We start from the raw sequence: 19372 nt of genomic DNA on the forward strand, positions 1-19372 counted from the left end.
CAACCCGCGCAACATGAAGCCGCCCACGGGCGGCTTTTTTCATGGCTCAGCGCGGGTACAGCGCGCCGAGGACGCGTGGTCCGCGGGCGCCGGTGGCTTCGACCCGGTTGCCGGGTTCCCGCTCGCAGAACGCATGCGCCAGCCAGGCGAACGCGGCGGCCTCCACCTGCATCGGCGGCAGGCCGCGCACCGCGGTGCTGTGCACCTGCATGTCGGGCAGCCGGTGCTGCAGGCGGGCCAGCAGGTCTTCGTTGAAGGCGCCGCCGCCGCACACCAGCAGTTCGGCCGTCCCTGTGCCATGCCGGGTTAGGTCGTCGGCAACCGCGCAGGCGCTGAACTCAGCCAGCGTCGCCTGAACGTCCTGCGGCGCGGCGCCTGCCGCGTGCGCAGCCAGAAAGGGCGCCAGCCAGGCGAGATTGAACAGGTCGCGTCCGGTGCTCTTGGGCGGCGGTTTGTGCAGGTAGGGCTCGCTGAGCAGGGCGGCCAGCAAGGGCACAAGTACCTGCCCGCTCGCCGCCCAGCGGCCGCCGTCGTCGTAGGGCTGGCCGGTGTGCTGTTCGCACCAACCATCCAGCAGGGCATTGGCCGGGCCGCAGTCGAAGCCGCGCACGGACCCAATGGGGTCGATGAGGCTCAGGTTGCTGATGCCGCCCAGGTTGAGCACCGCCACCGCTTCGCCAGCCCGGGCGAACATGGCGGCGTGGAAGGCGGGCACCAGCGGTGCGCCTTGCCCGCCGGCCGCGACGTCGCGGCTGCGGAAATCGCACACCACGTCGATGCCGGTGCACTCCGCCAGCAGGGCGCCGTTGTTGATCTGCAGCGTGTAGCCCAGGCCGTCGAAATCGCCGGGGCGATGGCGCACGGTCTGCCCATGGGCGCCGATGGCGCGCACGGCGGTGGCCGGCGTATCGCCGTCGCGCAGCACCGTTTGCACCACCCGCGTATAGGCCTGGACCAGCCGATTGGCGGCGAGTGCGGCCCGATGCAGCTCGTTGTCGCCCGGTCGGTTCAGCGCCAGCAGTTCGGCCCGCAGCGGCGCGTCGAACGCTTCGTAGCCGTGGGCGAGCACCCGCAGCCCGTGTTCGCCGATGTCGGCCAGCACGGCGTCGGCCCCGTCCAGCGAGGTGCCGGACATGAGGCCGATGTACAGGGGCATGGATGCGGACGGCGGCCGGGTGCGGCCGCCGTGCTGCTTATTCGATGGAGCGGCTGGCGCCCGCCATGGACGCAGCCACTTCAAGCTGCGCCTTGGCACTCTTGGCAAGCGCGGCGAACTGCGCGCGCGCGCCCGGCGCGATGGTGAGCGTCTCCGAGGCCTTGGCGATTTTCAGCGGATCCTCGTGCTGCCCCTTGACGCGGAATTCGAAGTGCAGGTGAGGGCCGGTGGCCCAGCCGGTGGCGCCCACCGCGCCGATGCGCTGGGCCTGCTCCACACGCTGACCGGTGCGCACGTCGATGCGGCTGAGGTGGGCGTACAGGGTGGTGCGGTCGTTGCTGTGCCGGACGATCACCACGTTGCCGTAGCCGTTCTGCACGCCGGCAAAGTCGACCACGCCCTCGCCGACCACGCGCACCGGCGTGCCGGTGGGGGCGCCGTAGTCCACGCCCAGGTGCTGGCGCCAGGTCTGCGCAATCGGGTGGAAGCGCATCGCGAACCCGGAGGTCACGCGGGAAAACTCCATCGGGCTGGCCAGGAACGAGCGGCGCTTGCTCTGGCCGTCGAAGCCGAAGTAGCTGCCCTTGCTGCTGGCATCGCGGTACCACATCGACTGGTAGGCGCGGCCGTTGTTCACGAACTCGGCCGCCAGCACCTGGCCGGCGGCCTGGTTCCAGGTGACCGGCTCGCCGTCCGCCGTCAGCGCTTCGTACACCACGCTGAAGGTGGCGCCTTTGCGCAGCTCGCGATGGAAGTCGATGTCGGTGGCGAACATGTCCGCCAGCTGGTTGGCCACGCCGTCCGGGATGTGGGCGTCGTCGGTGGCGGCAAACAGGGACGTGCGGATGGTGCCGCTGCCCAGCTTGACCTGGGTCTGCAGCGGGGCGCTTTCCACCTTTGCCTGCCAGCTGCCGGCGGCTTGCTGCACGGTAAGGCGAGTGAAATGGGTGGCTGCCTGCTCGCTGCGTTCGGCGGGGTAGCGGGCGACCAGCTCGATGAGCTGGCCTTCGGCATTGGCGCGCACCTGCACCATCTTGCCGGCACGGCCTTCCAGCAGGCGGCGCGCGGTGGGGTCGCGGCGCAGGAAGGCGGCGGCGGCCGGGTCGGACACACCCAGGCGCTGCAACAGGCTGTCAGCGGTGTCGCTGGCGCGGGTGAGGTCGCTGCGCGAGAGTTCGAGCGCGTGTTCGGCCAGTGCGTCCAGCTGAGCCTGGATGCCGTCCGGTGTGACGGTTTCGGTCACCAGGTGCTTGGGCAGGTCGGCCGCGTCCGGCGCCAGCGGGGCGATACCGAACGCGGTGACGCCGAAGCCGCCCAGCAGCATGACCACCGCGGTGGCGATGCTGCGCGGATGGCGCTTCAGGAATTCGCGGGTGGCGGTGGACGCCAGCGACAACTGTCCCAACAGACTCACGTGACTTCAGGCCCCGAGCCGACGGCTCCTTGACTTCGTGTGATGCGACGCAGCGAGTGTGGCTGCGTGCGAGGATGCAGAACGGGTGTCGCCTAGAATTTGGCCACCGCTGGCAGCGGCTGGGCACCCGTGTGACGGTCTGGTGACCGCGGGGCAGTATAACAACCGCCTCTTTCGGCAAAAGCGTCAAAAACCCCGTAATTTCCTTATGTCACAGACAGTTTCGTCCGCGGAAACCGCGCAAAAGAAGTACCCGGTGACCGATGCGGTGCGGCACGCGCTGGCGGTGTCGCTGCGCGGCTGCGACGAACTGCTGCCCCAGGGCGAATGGGAAACCAAGCTCGCGCGTGCCGAGGCCACCGGCCAGCCGCTGCGCATCAAGCTCGGCCTGGACCCGACCGCGCCGGACCTGCACCTGGGCCACACCGTGGTGCTGAACAAGATGCGCCAGCTGCAAGACCTGGGGCATCGGGTGATCTTCCTGATCGGCGACTTCACCTCGACGATCGGTGACCCGTCCGGGCGCAACAGCACGCGCCCGCCGCTGACGCGCGAGCAGATCGAGGAGAACGCGAAGACCTACTTCGCGCAGGCCAGCATGGTGCTGGACGCGGACAAGACCGAGATCCGCTACAACTCCGAATGGAGCGACCTGCTGGGTGCACGCGGCATGATCCAGCTGGCCGCGAAGTACACGGTGGCGCGCATGCTGGAGCGCGACGACTTCACCAAGCGCTTCAAGGCCGGCGTGCCGATCAGCGTGCATGAATTCCTGTATCCGCTGATGCAGGGCTACGACTCGGTGGCGCTGAAGAGCGACCTGGAGCTCGGCGGCACCGACCAGAAGTTCAACCTGCTGATGGGCCGTGCGCTGCAGGCCGAATACGGCCAGGAGCCGCAGTGCATCCTGACCATGCCGCTGCTCGAAGGGCTGGACGGCGTGGAGAAGATGTCCAAGAGCAAGGGCAACTACGTCGGCATCACCGAGCCGCCGAACACCATGTTCGCCAAGCTGCTGTCCATCAGCGACGCGCTGATGTGGAAGTACTTCGCGCTGCTGAGCTTCCGCCCGGAGGCGGAGATCGACCAGCTGCGCGCCGAGGTGGCGGCCGGGCGCAACCCCAAGGACGCCAAGGTGCTGCTGGCCAAGGAGATCACCGCGCGCTTCCACAGCGCCCAGGCGGCCGACGCGGCGGAAGCGGACTTCAACAACCGCGCCCGCGGCGGCATCCCGGACGACATTCCGGAGATCGCCGTGCAGGGCGCGCCCATCGGCATCGGCGCCTTGCTCAAGCAGGCCAACCTGGTGCCGTCCACCAGCGAGGCGCTGCGCATGATCGAGCAGGGCGGCGTGCGCATCGACGGCACGGTCATCAGCGACAAGGGGCTCAAGGTGAACGCAGGAACCATGGTGCTGCAGGTGGGCAAGCGCAAGTTTGCGCGGGTGACCCTGTCATGAACCGGCTGCGGCGGGCCGGTTGCCTGGCGCTGCTGGTGGCGCTGTCCGGCCATGCCGCTTCGGTGCCGTCTGCGGCCGAACAGGCGCGCATCGACCGCCTGATCGACGCGGTGGCGCAGAACAAGCAGGCGCGCTTTGTGCGCAACGGCAGCGACTACAGCCCGGCCGATGCGGCCGATTTCCTGCGCCGCAAGCTCGATGCCTATGGCGACCGGGTGAAGACGGTGAACGACTTCATCGAGCTGATCGCCAGCAAGTCCTCCACCAGCGGGCAGATCTACAAGGTGCGGCTGGCCGATGGCCGCGAGGTGCCGAGCGGCGACTTCCTGCGCGCCGAGCTGGCGCGCATCGAGGCCGTGCGCTGAACCGCTGATGCAGGTTCGCGGCTACCTGAAGCTGTCGGTCGCCGCCGCGGTGACCACCATCTCACTGAAGACGGCCGCCTGGGCCTTCACCGGCTCGGTGGGCCTGCTGTCCGACGCGCTCGAATCGTTCGTGAACCTCGCGGCGGCAGTGTTCGCGTTGTGGATCGTGGGCATTGCGGACGCGCCACCGGACGAGGAGCACCCCTTCGGCCATCGCAAGGCGGAGTACTTTTCGGCGGGGTTCGAAGGCCTGCTCATCCTGGGTGCTGCGGTGGGCATCGTATGGGCCGCGATCGAGCGGCTGCTGCATCCGCGGGCGCTGGAGGCGCTGGGCTGGGGCGCCAGCCTCACCCTGCTGGCCACGGCGGTGAACGGGCTGCTCGCCTGGCGCATGCTGGCTGCGGCACGCACCCACCGCAGCATCGTGCTGGAAGCCGATGCACGGCATCTGTTCACCGATGTCTGGACCTCCGTCGGCGTGGTGGCCGGTGTGCTGCTGGTGCCACTCACCGGCTGGTTGTGGCTGGACCCACTGCTGGCGATCGGCGTGGCGCTGAATATCACGCGCGAAGGTGCGTCGCTGGTGCACCGGTCGGTCGATGGCCTGATGGACCGCGCGATGGCGCCGGGCGACCAGGCGCAGGTGCGTGAGCTGGTGGAGCGCACCCTGGCGCGCCAGCATGCGGAAGCCGCGCTCACGCGGCTGCGTACGCGCATCGTGGGCAGCCGGCGCCATGCCGAGCTGCGCTGCGACGTGCCATCCCAGTGGACCATGCAGCGTGCCGCGCGCCTGCGCCAGGACTTGCTGGCCGAACTGCAGGGGCGTTTTCCCGACATGGAGGTGCTGGTGGAACTGCATCCGCTGGCCGATGCCCCGCTGCAGGAGGCAGCCCGATGAAGGCCCTGGTGCAACGTGTGCGCGAGGCGCGTGTGGAGGTCGATGGCCACGCCGTCGGCGCCATCGGCCCCGGCCTGCTGGTGCTGGTGTGTGCGATGAAGGGCGACACCGACGCTCATGCCGAGCGGCTGGTAGCCAAGCTGCTGAAGCTGCGCATCTTCAGCGACGAGCAGGGCCGCATGAACCGCAGCGTGCAGGACCTGGACGGCCAGGGCCGCGCGGGTGGCCTGCTCATCGTGTCGCAGTTCACCCTGGCCGCGGACACTGCCGGCGGCAACCGTCCGAGCTTCACGCTGGCGGCCGCGCCCGACGAAGGCCGCCGGCTCTATGAGCTGGTGCTGCGCCGCGCCACCGAGCTGCATCCGCAGGTGGCGCAGGGGCAGTTCGCGGCCCACATGCAGGTGCACCTGGTCAACGACGGGCCGGTGACCATTCCGATCGACATCGACAAGGCCTGACGACGCCAATGAAAAAGCCACCCGGAGGTGGCTTGGGCCGGAGCTGCGCAGGGTCAGTCGGCGTACTGGCCGGCCGCCTTGATGACCGGGCCCCACTTGTTGATCTCGGACTCCACGAACTTCTTGTGCTCGGCACCACCCACCCGGTTGTCGGTGACGATCACGGCGCCCAGCGCTTCTTCGCGCTTGATGAACTCCGCATCCTTCAGTGCCACCTTCAGCGCGGCATTGATCTTGTCGAGCACCGGCTTCGGCGTGCCCTTGGGCGCGTACAGCGCATGCCAGATCGTCACGTTGAAGCCCTTGAGCCCGGCTTCGTCCAGCGTCGGCAACTTGGCCAGCAGCGGCGCGCTCAGGCGCTTGGTGGTGGTGACCGCATACGCCTTGACCTTGCCGCTTTCGATCTGGCCGCTGGTGTTGGTGGTCTGGTCGCACATCAGGTCCACCTGGCCGCCCAGCAGGTCGGTCATGGCCGGGCCGGTGCCCTTGTACGGCACGGTGGTCATTTCCATCTTGAGCGCGCTCTGCAGCAGCAGGCCGCACAGGTGCGAGGCCGATCCCAGGCCGGCGTGCGCGAGATTGACCTTGCCCTGGTTGGCCGCCAGCCACTTGTGCAGGTCGGCATAGTTGGCCGCGGGCAGCGAGGGCTTGCCGATGAGCGTCATCGGCACCTCGTTGATCATGCCGAGGTACTCGAAGTCGTCCAGCGTCTTGTACGGCAGGTTGCGGTACAGCGCCGGCGCGGTCGCCATGCCGATGTGGTGCAGCAGCAGCGTGTAGCCATCCGGCGAGGCCTTGGCCACGCGGCCGGCGCCCAGCGTGCCGCCGGCACCCCCCACGTTCTCGATGATCACGCTCTGGCCGCCCAGCGGCTTGCGCAGCACGTCGGCGAGGTCGCGCGCCACCTTGTCGGTGGGGCCGCCGGCAGCGAACGGCACGACGATGGTGACGGGCTTGTCGGGATAGTCGGCGAACACGGTGGTGGCTGCTGCGAGCGCCAGGCTGCCGATGAGGATTTTCTTCATGGGGACTCCTTGCCGCTGACGGCGATGGACGGTATGCCGCCATGCTACGGCGTGGCACCGCGCGTGTTCATCGGGAACTACGTAGGGGTGTGCCCCAGGCAGGCAGTCCGGCTGCGCGGCCCGCATGCACGCCCGCATAATCGCCCCGCACCGGCAACCCATCCATGCGCATCCGCTACATCGAGATCTTCCATGCCGTGATGCAGTGCGGCACGGTCAAGGGCGCGGCCGACCTGCTGCACATCACGCAGCCGGCCGCCACGCGCCTGTTGCAGCAGGCCGAAGCGCATGTGGGCGTGCCGCTGTTCCAGCGGGTGCGCGGCCGCCTGCTGCCCACCGCCGAGGCGCACCAGCTCTTCCCGGAGGTGGAACAGCTCTACCTGCACCTGGATGCGGTGCGGCGGGTGGCCACGAACCTGGGCCGCACGTCGGAGGCGATGCTGCGCGTGCTGTGTGTGCCGGGCCTCGCGCTGGAAGCGCTGCCGCAGGCGCTGGGCCGCTGGAGCCGGCAGCACGCCAAGGCGCGCATCTCGCTGCGCACCCTGCATTCACGCCAGATTGCCGAGAGCCTGGCCCTGCGCGAGGCGGATGTCGGCTTTGCGTTCGAACCCTCCTCGCATCCGGCTTTGCTGAGCGAAGTGCTGGCGCACGCCCGCCTGGTGTGCGTGGGCACCGGGCTGGACTCATCCGTCGCCATCGAGGCCCTGGCCACGCATCCGGTGGTGGACCTGGACCCGGCCGATCCGCTGGGCCGGCTGTTGCATTCGGCCTGCCTGGCGCACGAGGTGCAGCCGGACGCCCGCGTGCTGGCGCACAGCTACCACGCGGCCATCGAGCTGGCCGCGCATGGCTTCGGTTGGGCACTGGTGGACAGCATCACCGCTGGTTATGCCAGCCGCCACCCCGCCCTGTCGGTGCAGCCGCTGGTGCCGGAGATCCCGGTCACGGTGTATTGGCTGCGCCCCCGCGACCTGCCCTCCAGCGCCGCCGCCGATGCACTGGTGGCGCAGATGCGCCGCGTGCTGGCCGGCGCTGCCAGTCCGGCGCCCTGAACTTGAAGCCGCCCCCGTGCCTACGGGGAATCGGCGTTGCGGCGCATGCCTTGCCGGCATAGCCTGTGCGGGCTTTGACATTTCCTTCGCGCCGGGCTGCTGCCTAGACTGCGGCCAGCTGCTGCTGCTTCGCCACCCCACAAAGGACCGCCCGCCATGCCACATCCCTTGCGCACCGCCTTCTGCCTGGCCATCACCGTGGCCGCCGGCGTTCTGCCTGCCGCCCAGGCCCAGGAAACCCGGCCCACGCTGGCCAAGGCCGCCGAGACCGGCAGCCTGCGCGTGAGCTATCGCGAGTCCTCGGTGCCCTTCAGCTACCTGGACAACAACAAGCCGGTCGGTTTTGCGATGGACCTGTGCGGCCACATCGTGGAGGCGGTGAAGACGCGCCTGAAGAAACCCGACCTCAAGGTGGAGATGCAGCCGGTGACCTCGGCCAACCGCATCCCGCTGGTGGTCAATGGCACGGTGGACCTGGAGTGCGGCTCCACCACCAACAACACGGTGCGCCGCGAGCAGGTGGAATTTGCGATCAACCACTTCTACACCGGCACGCGCCTGCTGGTGAAGAAGGCCTCGGGCATCAAGAACTGGCCCGACCTCAAGGGCAAGAAGGTCGCCACGACCACAGGCACCACCAACTTCCAGGTGCTGCGCAAGTACGGCCAGGAAATGAAGCTGGACCTCGAGGTCATTAGCGGCAAGGACCACGCAGATTCCATGCTGCTGGTGGACAGCGACCGCGCGGTGGCCTTCGGCATGGACGACATCCTGCTCTACGGGCTGATGGCCAACGCCAAGAACCCTGCGGAATGGGACGTGGTGGGTGATCCGCTGCAGGTGGAGCCCTACGCGATCATGCTGCGCAAGAACGACCCCGAGTTCAAGAAGCTGGTGGACGACACCTTGAAGGGCGTCATCGCGAGCGGCGAGTTCGAGAAGCTCTACAAGAAGTGGTTCCAGTCGCCCATTCCGCCGCGCAACGTGAGCCTGAACGTGCCGATGAGCGAGCAGCTGCGCCAGCACCTGAAGACGCCCACCGACAAGCCGGCCCTCTAAGGCGCATCACCTCCCGACCATTGCACTGCCCGGCGCGCGAGCGCCAGGGCGGGCAGCGCCATGCCAACGGCTTCTTCCTTCCCCACCATCGGCGTGCTTGGCGGCATGGGCCCGGCTGCCACGGCGGACTTCTTCGCCAAGCTGGTGGCCGCCACGCCGGCGCGCTGCGACCAGGAGCATCTGCCGGTGCTGATCCACTCGGTGCCGCAGATCCCCGACCGTGCCAGCTGCTTTCTGCACGGCGGGCCCTCGCCGGCGCCCATGCTGGGTGAGATCGCCCGCGGGCTCGAACAAGGCGGCGCTGCCATGATCGTGATGCCCTGCAACACGGCGCACCTGTGGCACGACGCGGTGGCACGGGCGGTGCGGGTGCCGGTGCTGCACATCGTGGACCCGGTGCTGCAGGCGCTGCAGCGGCATGGCATCGCGCAAGCCGGGCTGCTGGGCACCACCGCCACGGTGCAGGCGGGGCTCTATCGGCAGCGCGACAGCGCCGGGCGCATCCGCTGGCTGGCGCCGCAGGCGGGCGATCAGCAGCGGGTCACCGCAGGCATCGCCGCCGTGAAGGCCGGTGATCTGGCGCAGGGCCGCAAGCTGCTGCTGGCTGCGGCTCGCGCGCTGGTGGCCGAGGGCGCGCAGGCGCTGGTGTACGCCTGCACCGAGGTGCCGCTGGTGCTGCAGCCGCAGGCGGCCGGTGTGCCGAGCTTCGATGCCACCCAGCTGCTGGCCGAAGCGGCGGTGCAGCGGGCGGTGCACTGGGCGCTTCAGTCGTAGCGCCGCAGGTCCTCGATCACCTTGCCGTCGTTGGGCAGGCTGCCCGGCGCGCAGAGCTGGATGTCGGCGCGCAGCTTGGTCACGTCGCGCACGCTCTGCGCCAGCCGTTCCACCAGGCCTTCGGGGCTGCCCGCCACCTCGGCATGCAATGTCAACTGGTCGCTGGCCATCTCGCCGCTCACCACCAGGCGCGCACGGCCGACGTCGGCATGGCGGCGCAGCACGTCGGCCACCTGGCCCGGGTGCACGAACATGCCGCGCACCTTGGCGGTCTGGTCCGCGCGGCCCATCCAGCCCTTGATGCGGGCATTGGTGCGGCCGGTGGGGCAGGTGCCGGGCAGCACGGCCGACAGATCGCCCGTGCCAAAGCGCACCAGCGGGTAGTCCGGGTTGAGCACGGTGACCACCACCTCGCCCACCTCGCCCTCCGGCACCGGGTCGCCGGTGCCGGGGCGCACGATCTCCACGACCACGCCTTCGTCCAGCACCAGGCCTTCGCGCGCTTCGGTTTCGTAGGCGATCAAGCCCACGTCGGCAGTGGCATAACACTGGTAGGCCTGCACGCCGCGCTGCTGCAGCCACTGGCGCAGTGACAGCGGCACCGCCTCACCCGACAACAGCGCCTTGCGCAGGCTGGGCAACAACAGGTCCTGCTGGTCGGCGCGCTCCAGCAGGATGCGCAGGAAGCTGGGGGTGCCCACATAACCGTGGGGCTTGAGCTCCGCCATCGCCTGCAGTTGCAGCTCGGTGTTGCCCACGCCGCCGGCGAACACCGTGCAGCCCACCGCATGTGCGCCGCTTTCCATGATGGCGCCGGCCGGGGTGAGGTGGTAGCTGAAGCTGTTGTGCACCAGCTCGCCGGCGCGGAAGCCCGCCGCGTACAGCGCCCGTGCTGCGCGCCAGTAGTCCGGCGCCTGGCCTTCGGGTTCATAGATGGAGCCGGGCGACTGGAACACCCGGCGCGCCCCGCGCGGGGCGCGCAGCCCGGCCCAGCCGATGGCGGAAAAACCGCCGAAGGGGTCGAGCTCGCGCTGCGCCTGCTGGCGCTCCAGCAGCTCATGCTTGCGCGTGACGGGCAGCCGCGCCAGCGCCTCCCGGCTGGTGACCTCGCGTGGCAACACGTCGGCCAGGATGTCGGCAAAGGCGGACGCGTGCAGCTTGGCGTGCTCCAGCAGGTGCGGCAGCTGGCTCATGAGCTGTGCTTCCCGCTGCGCCGGGTCGCGGGTTTCCAGCGCGTCGTAGTAGCTCATTCGTCAGCGCTCCAGCGGGTGAGCTGCGCTTTCACCGTGTCCACGAACTTGCGCACGTCGGCGCTGTTCTTCAGCGAGTGCTTTGTCCATTCGGGGCTGCGGGCGGGGCGCTTGGCGAGCTGGGCCTCGATCGTGGTGGCGGTGGCTTCGAGGTGGATCACCGCCTGGCCCTTCAGGTCGAAGCCGTCGCCGCGTTCGGCCAGGCCCTTGCCCTCGCGCAGCTGGCGCTTCAGCTGCACCAGGGCCTCGGCCGGCTTGAACGCAGGCGGGGCAAAGAAGTCGGTCATGCCAGCCACCTCTTGCGCCGCTTGTAGCTCTTCACGTCGCGGAAGCTCTTGCGTTCGCCGCCGCCCATGCCGAGGTAGAACTCCTTCACGTCCTCGTTCTCGCGCAGGTCGGCGGCGGCACCGTCCATCACGATGCGGCCGTTTTCCATGATGTAGCCGTAGTCGGCATAGCGCAGGGCGATGTTGGTGTTCTGCTCGGCCAGCAGGAAGGTCACGCCTTCCTTGGTGTTCAGGTCCTTCACGATCTCGAACACCTCCTCCACGATCTGCGGTGCCAGGCCCATGGAGGGCTCGTCCAGCAGCACCATCTTCGGGTTGGCCATCAGCGCGCGGCCGATGGCGCACATCTGCTGCTCGCCGCCCGAGGTGTACGCGGCCTGGGACGTGCGGCGCGTCTTCAGGCGCGGGAAGTAGGTGTAGACCTTGTCCAGCGTCTGCGCCACCGCGGCCTTGCCGTCGGTGCGGGTGTAGGCGCCGGTGAGCAGGTTCTCCTCGATGGTGAGGTGGGCGAAGCAGTGCCGGCCTTCCATCACCTGCACCACGCCGCGCTGCACCAGGTCGGCGGGCGTGAGCGCCTCGATGCGCTGGCCGCGCAGTTCGATCGACCCCTTGGTGACCTCGCCTCGCTCTCCCTTCAGCAGGCTGGAGATGGCGCGCAGCGTCGTCGTCTTGCCGGCCCCGTTGCCGCCGAGCAGTGCCACGATGCCCTTTTCGGGCACCTGCAACGACACGCCCTTGAGCACCAGGATCACGTGGTTGTAGATGACCTCGATGCCGTTGACGTTGAGAAGAGCAGCGCTCATCGGAATCCTTCAGTTCAGCTTGCGACACGCTCCCTCGGCGGCCGCGCTCCTCCCACTCCAGCGCGCACCGCGGACCCGGCTGCGCCGGGCCGCAGGCGCGGCCCCCTCGAGGGGGAAGCGGCGCAGCCGCTCCGGGGGTGGGTCATGACTGGCAGTCTGCCGGTGTGCGCGGCGTGAGCTTCTTCTCCTGCGCGTACCGGGCGGCGGTGCCCTTGATCAGCGGCTTGATCACCTGCTCGTCGGCTTGCAGCCAGTCGGAGCTGAACTTCCAGGCCTTGCCGTCCCAGGTGTGGATGCGCGCCCACGCCGAGCCCATGTGGTCCGCGCAGGAGGTGCTGATCGGGCGCATCACGCCTGCGAAGCCCAGCCCGTCCAGCTTGGCCTGCGTGAGGTTGAGGTTCTCCAGGCCCCAGCGGACCTGGTCGCCGGTCATCACCTTGCCCTTGCCGTAGCGCTCCTGGGCGGCGCGGATGCCTTCCACGCCGAGCATCGCGCTCATCGCGCCGCGCATGTAGAGCACCTGTCCCACCTCGTCCTTCGGGCCGGTGCCCTGCCCCTTGCCATGCACCATGTCCAGGACGTCCTTCACCAGCTTGGACTGCGGTTCCGCGCCATGCTGCATGGTCACGGCGTTGTAGCCCTTGGCGTTGTCGCCCACGTCCTTGACGTCCGGCTCGGCGCCCGCCCACCACACGCCGTACATCTTCTCGCGCGGATAGCCAGTGGCCACGGCCTCCTTCAGCGCGGTGGAATTCATCACGCCCCAGCCCCACAGCAGGGTGTAGTCCGGCCGCGACTGGCGGATCTGCAGCCAGGTGGACTTCTGCTCCACGCCGGGTGCGGTGACAGGCAGCAGCTGCAACTCGAAGCCATGCAGCTTCTGCCGCTCCTGCAGCAGCGGGATCGGCTCCTTGCCATAGGGGCTGTCGTGGTAGACCAGCGCGATCTTCTTGCCCTTGAGCTTGTCCCAGCCGCCTTCCTTCTTCGCGATGGCCTGCAGGATCGCGTCGGCCGCAACCCAGTAGTTGCCGGCGAGCGGGAAGTTCCACTTGAACACCGTGCCGTCGGCCGCTTCGCTGCGGCCATAGCCGATCGTGACCAGCGGGATCTTGTCGATCGGGGCCTTTTCCGTGATGGCGTAGGTGGCGCCGGTGGACAGCGGCTGCACGAACGCGGGGTTCTTGCTCTTGAGGCGCTCGTAGCACTCCACGCTGCGGGCCGTGTCGTAGCCCGTCTCGCACTCGTCCCAGGTGAGCTTCACGCCGTTGATGCCGCCGCGCGCGTTCACCAGCTTGAGGTAGTCGACATAGCCGTTGGCCCACGGCGTGCCGTTGGGCGCATACGGCCCGGTGCGGTAGGACAGCACCGCGACGTACTGCTCCTTCGCCTGGGCGAAGGCGCTGGTGCTCAGCCCGGAGGTCGCCGCTGCCGCCACCATGGCCGCAGCCAGAACTACGTTGCGCAACTTCATGCCTGTCTCCTTCGGTGTAATGGATGTGTCTGACGTGAACGTGAGAGCTTGGACCGGATGCTGGTGGCTTGCCGTCGGCAGTTACCCGGTCAATGCGGGAACGGCCACAGCCGCAGCTTCTGCTTGCCGATCGACCACAGCCTGGCGAGCCCGTGCGGCTCGACGATCAGGAACCACACGATCAGCGCGCCGAACACCATGAACTCGGTGTGCGATACGGCGGCGGTGGAGATCGTGACGCCCACCATCGAGCCCAGCGCGGGCAACGCCTGGTTGAGGAAGATCGGCAGCACGACGATGAAGGCGGCGCCGAAGAAGCTGCCCATGATGGAGCCGAGCCCGCCGATGATCACCATGAACAGCAGGCGGAAGGACATGTCCACCGAGAAGGCCGCCGGCTCCCACGCGCCGAGGTAGACGAAGGCCCACAGGGCGCCCGCCACGCCGATGATGAAGGAGCTGACTGCGAAGGCGCTCAGCTTCGCGTACATGGGCCGGATGCCGATGACGGCGGCCGCCACGTCCATGTCGCGGATGGCCATCCACTCGCGGCCGATCGCGCCGCGCACCAGGTTCTTCGCCAGCAGCGCCAGCACCGCCAGGATGGACAGGCAGAACAGGTACCGGCTGGCGGCGCTTTCGATCGGCAGGCCCAGCACCTGCAGGTTGGAGACCGCCACCGAGCCGGAGGGCGTGTCCATGGTGAACCACTTGATGCGCAGGAACATCCATTCCGCGAAGAACTGGGCCGCCAGCGTGGCCACCGCCAGGTACAGGCCCTTCACGCGAAGGCTCGGCAGGCCGAACACCATGCCGAACGCGGTGGCGCACAGGCCGCCCAGCAGCAGCGCGGGCAGCAGCGGCATGTCGGGCACGCGCATGAAGATGTTGTAGGCGCCATAGGCACCCACGGCCATGAACGCGCCGGAGCCCAGCGAGATCTGGCCGCAGTAGCCCACCAGGATGTTCACCCCCAACGCGGCGAGCGACATGATCAGGAAGGGGATCAGGATCGCGCGGAACGCGTAGTCGGATGCCAGCATCGGCACGGCCACGAAGGCGACGAGCAGCAAGGCGGCCACCATCCAGCGGTCCTGCAGGATGGGGAAGATCTGCTGGTCCGCCCGGTAGGAGGTCTTGAACTGGCCGTTCTCTCTGTAAAGCATGTCGGGCCTTTGTCAGACGCGGTCGATGATCTTCTGGCTACGGCGCGCTTCGCTTAACTTGCTTCGCAAGTGAGCCTGCACCGAAAAATCATTGCTCGTGCTCATACACGGTCAATGATTTTTTCGCCGAACAGCCCTTGGGGCCGCACGAGAAGGACCATGAGGGCCAGCATGTAGGCAAACCAGATCTCGATGCCACCGCCGACCAAGGGGCCGAGGTAGACCTCGGAGAGCTTCTCGCCCACGCCGATGATCAGCCCGCCGATGATGGCGCCCGGCACGGAAGTGAGGCCGCCGAGGATCACCACCGGCAGCGCCCGCAGCGCCACCGTGGCCAGCGAGAACTGCACGCCGAGCTTGGAGCCCCAGATGACGCCGGCCACCAGCGCCACCACGCCGGCCACGCACCACACGATGACCCACATGCGGTTCAGCGGGATGCCGATCGACTGCGCGGCCTGGTGGTCGTCGGCCACCGCACGCAGCGCACGGCCGGTGCCCGTCTTCTGGAAGAAGAGCGTGAGCAGGGCCACCAGGCCGGCGGCGACCATGGCCGCGATCACGTCTTCCTTGCTGATGAGGATGCCGCCGTCGAAGGTGGACTGGAACGCGATGATCGGGTCCTTGGGCAGGCCCACGTCGATCTTGTAGATGTCGCTGCCGAAGACGGTCTGGCCGAAGCCGTCCAGGAAATAGGCGATTCCCAGCGTGGCCATCAGCAGCGTGGCGCCTTCCTGGTTCACCAGGTGCCGCAGCACCAGCCGCTCCACCAGCCACGCTATGGTGAACATGACGGCGCCCGCGGCCACGAAGGCCATCAGGTTGGCCAGGATCACGCTTTCGAAGCCCAGCCACCGGGGCAGCCATTCGGAGAATCGGGCCATCGCCAGCGCGGCAAACAGCACCATCGCGCCCTGCGCGAAGTTGAACACGCCGCTGGCCTTGAAGATCAGCACGAAGCCCAGCGCGATCAGCGAATACAGCATGCCCGCCATCAGGCCGCCGAAGAAGGTCTCGATGAAAAAGCCCATCCTGCGCTCCTAGTGCGACGTGCCGAGGTAGGCCTTGATCACGTTCTCGTCGGCGCGCACCTCGTCGGGCGCGCCGTCGCCGATCTTTTTGCCGTAGTCCAGCACCACCACGCGGTCGCTGATGTCCATGACCACGCCCATGTCGTGCTCGATCAGCACGATGGTGGTGCCGAACTCGTCGTTCACATCCAGGATGAAGCGGCACATGTCCTGCTTCTCCTCCACGTTCATGCCGGCCATGGGCTCGTCCAGTAGCAACACGCTGGGCTCCATGGCCAGCGCACGGCCCAGGTCCACCCGCTTCTGCAGGCCATAGGGCAGGCGGCCCACCGGCGTCTTGCGGAAGGGCTGGATCTCCAGGAAGTCGATGATGCGTTCGACGAACTCGCGGTGCGCGATCTCCTCGCGCTCGGCCGGGCCCCAGCGCAGCGCCTGCAGGAAGAGGTTGCTCTTCATGCGCAGGTTGCGGCCGGTCATGATGTTGTCCAGCACGCTCATGCCCTTGAACAGCGCCAGGTTCTGGAAGGTGCGCGCCACGCCCATCTCGGCCACCTGGCGCGAATTCATGTGGGTGAAGGTGCGGCCGCGGAAGGTGATGGAGCCCTGCTGCGGCGTGTACACGCCGTTGATGCAGTTGAGCATGGAGCTCTTGCCCGCGCCGTTGGGGCCGATGATGGCGCGGATCTCGTGCTCGCGCACGTTGAAGCTGATGTCGCTCAGCGCCTTCACGCCGCCGAAGGCGAGCGAGATGTTCTGCACGTCCAGGATCACGTCGCCCACCTGGCGGCCCACGCTGGGCTGCGCCGTGGCATGGGCCTGCGGCGCCGTGTCGGCAACGTCGGGTGCGGCGCGCAGCGCCACGGTGGCCGATGCGGTCATGCGGCGCTCCTCATCGCGGGGAAGGTCGTCGTGTCGACGATGCGCAATGTAGCGGCCACCATGCCGGTGCGGCCGTCCTCGAAGCGCACCTGCGTCTCGATGTACTGCTCGGCCTTGCCGCCGTACAGCGCCTCGATCAGCACCTGGTACTTCTCGGCGATGTGGCCGCGCCGCACCTTGCGCGTGCGGGTGAGCTCGCCGTCGTCCGCGTCGAGCTCCTTGTGCAGGATGAGGAAACGGCTGATCTGCGAACCGGCGAGCTTGTCATCGGCCGCCAGGTCGGCATTGACCTTCTGCACGCAGTCGCGGATCAGCTCCACCACCTCGGGCTTCTGCGACAGGTCGGTGTAGCCGGCGTAGGGCAGGTTGCGCCGTTCGGCCCAGTTGCCCACCGCCTCGAAGTCGATGTTGATGAAGGCGCATACCTTGTCGCGCCCGTCGCCGAAGGCCACCGCCTCCTTGATGTGCGGAAAGAACTTGAGCTTGTTCTCCACGTACTTGGGCGCGAACATCGCGCCGTCGTTGGCGCCGCCCTTGATGCGGCCCACGTCCTTGGCCCGGTCGATGATCTTCAGGTGGCCGCCTGCATCCAGGAAGCCGGCGTCGCCGGTGTGGTACCAGCCATCGGCGGTGAGCACCTCGGCGGTGGCCTGCGGGTTCTTGTAGTAACCCTGCAGCAGGCCCGGCGAGCGGATCAGGATCTCGCCGTTGTCGGCCAGGCGGATCTCCACGCCTTCGATCGGCACGCCCACGGTGTCGGAGCGGGCTTCGTTGTCCGGCTGCAGGCACACGAACACGGCGGTTTCGGTGGAGCCGTAGAGCTGCTTCAGGTTGATGCCGATGGAGCGGTAGAAGCTGAACAGGTCCGGGCCGATGGCTTCGCCGGCGGTGTAGGCCACGCGCACGCGCGACAGCCCCAGCGTGTTGCGCAGCGGGCCGTACACCAGCAGGTTGCCCAGCGCATAGGCCATGCGGTCCAGCGAGCCGACGGGCTTGCCGTCCATGCGCGCCGGCCCGACGCGGCGAGCCAGCGCCATGAAGCGCTCGAACAGCCAGCGCTTCATGCGCGAGGCGTCCTCCATGCGGATCATCACGCTGGTGAGCAGGCCTTCGAACACCCGCGGCGGCGCGAAGTAGTAGGTGGGCCCGATCTCGTTCAGGTCGATGGTCACCGTGCTGGCGGACTCGGGACAGTTCACCACGTAGCCGCAGGCCAGCCACTGCGAGTAGCTGAAGATGTTCTGCCCGATCCACGCCGGCGGCAGGTAGGCCAGCACCTCTTCGTCGTGCGTCAGCTTGTCGAAGCGGGCGCCGGCCATCGCGCGGTCGATCAGGGTGCGATGCAGGTGCACCACGCCCTTGGGATGCCCGGTGGTGCCGGAGGTGAAGAACAGCGCGGCCACGTCGTCGGGCGTGGTGGCTTCGATCGCCGCGTCCACACTGGGGCCGAGTGCGGCTTCCTGCTGCGCGCCGCTGGCGATCAGGGCGTCCAGCGGCTGCAGCCCCGGCTCGCTGTAGTGGCGCAGGCCACGCGGGTCGTCGAACCAGATGTGCGCCAGCTGCGGGCACTGCGGCCGGATCTCCAGCAGCTTGTCCACCTGCTCCTGGTCCTCCACCACCGCGAACATCACCTCGGCGTTGTTGATCGGAAAGACGAATTCGGTGCCGGCGGCGTCCTGGTACAGCGGCACCGGCACCGCGCCCAGCGACTGTGCAGCCAGCATGGCGGCATACAGGCGTGGCCGGTTCTCCCCCACCACGACCAGGTGCTGGCCGCGCGTGAGCCCGGCTTGCGCCAGGCCCACCGCCAGCTGGCGCACCAGCCGGGCGAGTTGCGCCCAGGTGAGCGTCTGCCAGATGCCGTATTCCTTCTCGCGCAGGGCCGGCGCATCGGGGCGCTGCCTGGCGTGCTCCAGCAACAAGCGAGGAAAGGTCGTTGGCATCCGTGGCTCCTGAATGCAGGCGGGAAAGACGCAAGTCTTGCGTTGCATTCTGGGAAGATGTTTGACGCCCAGTTGTCGTTACGACGACAATCCTAGGGTCCGTCCCCACCGGGCTTTCCCCAAGGGCCCCTCGCCGCCATGCAGCCTGCAGCCGTCGACGATGCCCCGCGTGTACCCACCACGCTGCTGGCGCGGTCCCGTTCGCCGCGACCGGACGAACTGCTCACCATCCCCTGGCTGCAGAACCTGCCGGCCCCTGAACGCCAGCGCGCCGAAGCCGATGTGCGCGTGGTCAACGTCGAGCCGGGTGAGCTGATCTGCCGCGTGAACCGCCCGGCCACCTTCTGGTTCGGCGTGGTGGACGGCCTGCTCAAGATGAGCAACGACACCGCCATGGGCGTGCCCATGACCTTTGCCGGCCTGCCACCCGGCGGCTGGTTCGGCGAGGGCACCGTGCTCAAGCACGAGCCCTACCGCTACAACGTGCAGGCGTTGCGCAAGAGCGTGGTCGCCGGCATCACGGTGGAGATGTTCGACTGGCTGCTGGACCGCAGCATCGCCTTCAACCGCTTCGTCATGCAGCAGCTCAACGAACGGCTGGGCCAGTTCATCGCGGCACGCGAGATCGACCGCCTCACGCATCCTGACGAACGCGTGGCGCGCAACCTCGCGGCGCTGTTCCATCCGGTGCTGTATCCCGGCGTGGGCGAGATCCTGCGCATCACGCAGGAAGAGCTGGGTTACCTCGTGGGCCTGTCGCGCCAGCGGGTCAACGAGGCGCTGCGCACCCTGCAGGCCGCCGGCGTGATCCGCATCGAATACGGCGGCGTGCGGGTGCTGTCGCTGCAGGGCCTGCGCGACTATCGGCAGGCATAAAAAAGG

At 68.3% G+C, this 19372-nt stretch carries 19 protein-coding genes; 8 read left to right on the top strand and 11 right to left on the bottom strand.

Translation table 11 applies throughout. The annotated features are described in order from the left end of the window. Window positions 1-46: 46 nt before the first annotated feature. Both VPH43_RS22875 and VPH43_RS22880 read right to left on the bottom strand, forming a co-directional pair. On the bottom strand, window positions 47-1156 hold the full coding sequence (locus VPH43_RS22875) for an anhydro-N-acetylmuramic acid kinase (RefSeq protein WP_328580082.1): 1110 nt from the start codon (window positions 1154-1156) through the stop codon (window positions 47-49). A 37-nt stretch (window positions 1157-1193) separates the two neighbouring features. Further along, a complete protein-coding gene (locus VPH43_RS22880) occupies window positions 1194-2570 on the bottom strand; it encodes a M23 family metallopeptidase (protein WP_328580083.1) in 1377 nt (458 codons plus the stop codon). A 208-nt stretch (window positions 2571-2778) separates the two neighbouring features. Here VPH43_RS22880 and tyrS point away from each other — a divergent pair, with 208 nt between their 5' ends. From tyrS to dtd, 4 genes are read left to right on the top strand one after another with little or no spacing between them, the layout of a single operon-like run. Next, the gene (gene tyrS / locus VPH43_RS22885) at window positions 2779-4029 is read left to right on the top strand and encodes a tyrosine--tRNA ligase (protein ID WP_328580084.1); all 1251 of its coding nucleotides are present in this window, start codon (window positions 2779-2781) and stop codon (window positions 4027-4029) included. Beyond that, complete coding sequence (locus tag VPH43_RS22890) at window positions 4026-4394, top strand: DUF5329 family protein (RefSeq protein ID WP_328580085.1); 369 nt, start codon at window positions 4026-4028, stop codon at window positions 4392-4394. The genes tyrS and VPH43_RS22890 overlap by 4 nt, the downstream gene beginning before the upstream one ends. Before the next feature lie 7 nt (window positions 4395-4401). Continuing rightward, on the top strand, window positions 4402-5292 hold the full coding sequence (locus tag VPH43_RS22895; RefSeq protein WP_328580086.1) for a cation diffusion facilitator family transporter: 891 nt from the start codon (window positions 4402-4404) through the stop codon (window positions 5290-5292). Next, entirely contained in the window at window positions 5289-5750 is a 462-nt protein-coding gene (gene dtd, locus VPH43_RS22900; protein WP_328580087.1) for a D-aminoacyl-tRNA deacylase, read from the top strand. The genes VPH43_RS22895 and dtd overlap by 4 nt, the downstream gene beginning before the upstream one ends. A gap of 53 nt (window positions 5751-5803) precedes the next feature. Here the strand turns inward: dtd and VPH43_RS22905 are convergent, their stop codons facing one another. Beyond that, window positions 5804-6775: a tripartite tricarboxylate transporter substrate-binding protein gene (locus VPH43_RS22905; RefSeq protein WP_328580088.1), complete on the bottom strand. Its 972-nt coding sequence runs from the start codon at window positions 6773-6775 to the stop codon at window positions 5804-5806. A 164-nt stretch (window positions 6776-6939) separates the two neighbouring features. On the opposite strand from VPH43_RS22905, the gene VPH43_RS22910 reads away from it, so the two are divergent. From VPH43_RS22910 to VPH43_RS22920, 3 genes are all read left to right on the top strand, one after another. Next, window positions 6940-7827, top strand: a complete 888-nt coding sequence (locus VPH43_RS22910; protein ID WP_328580089.1) for a LysR family transcriptional regulator — start codon at window positions 6940-6942, stop codon at window positions 7825-7827. Between the two features lie 156 nt (window positions 7828-7983). Further along, entirely contained in the window at window positions 7984-8886 is a 903-nt protein-coding gene (locus tag VPH43_RS22915) for a transporter substrate-binding domain-containing protein (protein WP_442909331.1), read from the top strand. A 60-nt stretch (window positions 8887-8946) separates the two neighbouring features. Further along, complete coding sequence (locus VPH43_RS22920; RefSeq protein WP_328580090.1) at window positions 8947-9660, top strand: aspartate/glutamate racemase family protein; 714 nt, start codon at window positions 8947-8949, stop codon at window positions 9658-9660. Here the strand turns inward: VPH43_RS22920 and VPH43_RS22925 are convergent. The 8 genes from VPH43_RS22925 to VPH43_RS22960 form a co-directional block, all read right to left on the bottom strand. Beyond that, window positions 9651-10910 (bottom strand): phenylacetate--CoA ligase family protein, encoded by a 1260-nt coding sequence (locus VPH43_RS22925; RefSeq protein ID WP_328580091.1) that lies wholly within the window; start codon window positions 10908-10910, stop codon window positions 9651-9653. The two genes, VPH43_RS22920 and VPH43_RS22925, sit on opposite strands and share 10 nt — an antisense overlap. Then, window positions 10907-11197 carry a hypothetical protein gene (locus VPH43_RS22930; protein WP_328580092.1) on the bottom strand — a complete coding sequence of 97 codons (291 nt, stop codon included), beginning with the start codon at window positions 11195-11197 and terminating at the stop codon, window positions 10907-10909. Before VPH43_RS22930 ends, VPH43_RS22925 begins: the two co-directional genes overlap by 4 nt. Then, on the bottom strand, window positions 11194-12000 hold the full coding sequence (locus VPH43_RS22935; protein ID WP_328580093.1) for an ABC transporter ATP-binding protein: 807 nt from the start codon (window positions 11998-12000) through the stop codon (window positions 11194-11196). The genes VPH43_RS22930 and VPH43_RS22935 overlap by 4 nt, the downstream gene beginning before the upstream one ends. Before the next feature lie 142 nt (window positions 12001-12142). Further along, window positions 12143-13471: an ABC transporter substrate-binding protein gene (locus VPH43_RS22940; RefSeq protein WP_328580094.1), complete on the bottom strand. Its 1329-nt coding sequence runs from the start codon at window positions 13469-13471 to the stop codon at window positions 12143-12145. A gap of 89 nt (window positions 13472-13560) precedes the next feature. Further along, window positions 13561-14637: a branched-chain amino acid ABC transporter permease gene (locus VPH43_RS22945; RefSeq protein ID WP_328580095.1), complete on the bottom strand. Its 1077-nt coding sequence runs from the start codon at window positions 14635-14637 to the stop codon at window positions 13561-13563. A gap of 101 nt (window positions 14638-14738) precedes the next feature. After that, window positions 14739-15668: a branched-chain amino acid ABC transporter permease gene (locus VPH43_RS22950; RefSeq protein ID WP_328580096.1), complete on the bottom strand. Its 930-nt coding sequence runs from the start codon at window positions 15666-15668 to the stop codon at window positions 14739-14741. Between the two features lie 9 nt (window positions 15669-15677). Then, window positions 15678-16547, bottom strand: coding sequence for an ABC transporter ATP-binding protein (locus VPH43_RS22955; RefSeq protein WP_328580097.1), 870 nt, complete (start codon window positions 16545-16547; stop codon window positions 15678-15680). Beyond that, entirely contained in the window at window positions 16544-18490 is a 1947-nt protein-coding gene (locus VPH43_RS22960; RefSeq protein ID WP_328580098.1) for an AMP-dependent synthetase/ligase, read from the bottom strand. Before VPH43_RS22960 ends, VPH43_RS22955 begins: the two co-directional genes overlap by 4 nt. 138 nt (window positions 18491-18628) lie before the next feature. Between VPH43_RS22960 and VPH43_RS22965 the strand changes: the two genes are divergently transcribed. Further along, window positions 18629-19366, top strand: a complete 738-nt coding sequence (locus VPH43_RS22965) for a Crp/Fnr family transcriptional regulator (protein ID WP_328580099.1) — start codon at window positions 18629-18631, stop codon at window positions 19364-19366. The last annotated feature ends 6 nt before the right edge of the window (window positions 19367-19372 follow it).

The sequence above is a fragment of the Ideonella sp. BN130291 genome (assembly GCF_036231905.1).
Lineage (GTDB): Bacteria > Pseudomonadota > Gammaproteobacteria > Burkholderiales > Burkholderiaceae_C > CAMLIZ01.

Coding starts and splice junctions, on each gene's coding strand:
- VPH43_RS22920 (WP_328580090.1), top strand. CDS start 8,947: ATGCCAACGGCTTCTTCCTTCCCCACCATCGGCGTGCTTGGCGGCATG.
- VPH43_RS22960 (WP_328580098.1), bottom strand. CDS start 18,490: ATGCCAACGACCTTTCCTCGCTTGTTGCTGGAGCACGCCAGGCAGCGC.
- VPH43_RS22905 (WP_328580088.1), bottom strand. CDS start 6,775: ATGAAGAAAATCCTCATCGGCAGCCTGGCGCTCGCAGCAGCCACCACC.
- tyrS (WP_328580084.1), top strand. CDS start 2,779: ATGTCACAGACAGTTTCGTCCGCGGAAACCGCGCAAAAGAAGTACCCG.
- VPH43_RS22945 (WP_328580095.1), bottom strand. CDS start 14,637: ATGCTTTACAGAGAGAACGGCCAGTTCAAGACCTCCTACCGGGCGGAC.
- VPH43_RS22910 (WP_328580089.1), top strand. CDS start 6,940: ATGCGCATCCGCTACATCGAGATCTTCCATGCCGTGATGCAGTGCGGC.
- VPH43_RS22935 (WP_328580093.1), bottom strand. CDS start 12,000: ATGAGCGCTGCTCTTCTCAACGTCAACGGCATCGAGGTCATCTACAAC.
- VPH43_RS22895 (WP_328580086.1), top strand. CDS start 4,402: ATGCAGGTTCGCGGCTACCTGAAGCTGTCGGTCGCCGCCGCGGTGACC.
- VPH43_RS22890 (WP_328580085.1), top strand. CDS start 4,026: ATGAACCGGCTGCGGCGGGCCGGTTGCCTGGCGCTGCTGGTGGCGCTG.
- VPH43_RS22875 (WP_328580082.1), bottom strand. CDS start 1,156: ATGCCCCTGTACATCGGCCTCATGTCCGGCACCTCGCTGGACGGGGCC.
- VPH43_RS22925 (WP_328580091.1), bottom strand. CDS start 10,910: ATGAGCTACTACGACGCGCTGGAAACCCGCGACCCGGCGCAGCGGGAA.
- dtd (WP_328580087.1), top strand. CDS start 5,289: ATGAAGGCCCTGGTGCAACGTGTGCGCGAGGCGCGTGTGGAGGTCGAT.
- VPH43_RS22955 (WP_328580097.1), bottom strand. CDS start 16,547: ATGACCGCATCGGCCACCGTGGCGCTGCGCGCCGCACCCGACGTTGCC.
- VPH43_RS22965 (WP_328580099.1), top strand. CDS start 18,629: ATGCAGCCTGCAGCCGTCGACGATGCCCCGCGTGTACCCACCACGCTG.
- VPH43_RS22930 (WP_328580092.1), bottom strand. CDS start 11,197: ATGACCGACTTCTTTGCCCCGCCTGCGTTCAAGCCGGCCGAGGCCCTG.
- VPH43_RS22940 (WP_328580094.1), bottom strand. CDS start 13,471: ATGAAGTTGCGCAACGTAGTTCTGGCTGCGGCCATGGTGGCGGCAGCG.
- VPH43_RS22915 (WP_442909331.1), top strand. CDS start 7,984: ATGCCACATCCCTTGCGCACCGCCTTCTGCCTGGCCATCACCGTGGCC.
- VPH43_RS22950 (WP_328580096.1), bottom strand. CDS start 15,668: ATGGGCTTTTTCATCGAGACCTTCTTCGGCGGCCTGATGGCGGGCATG.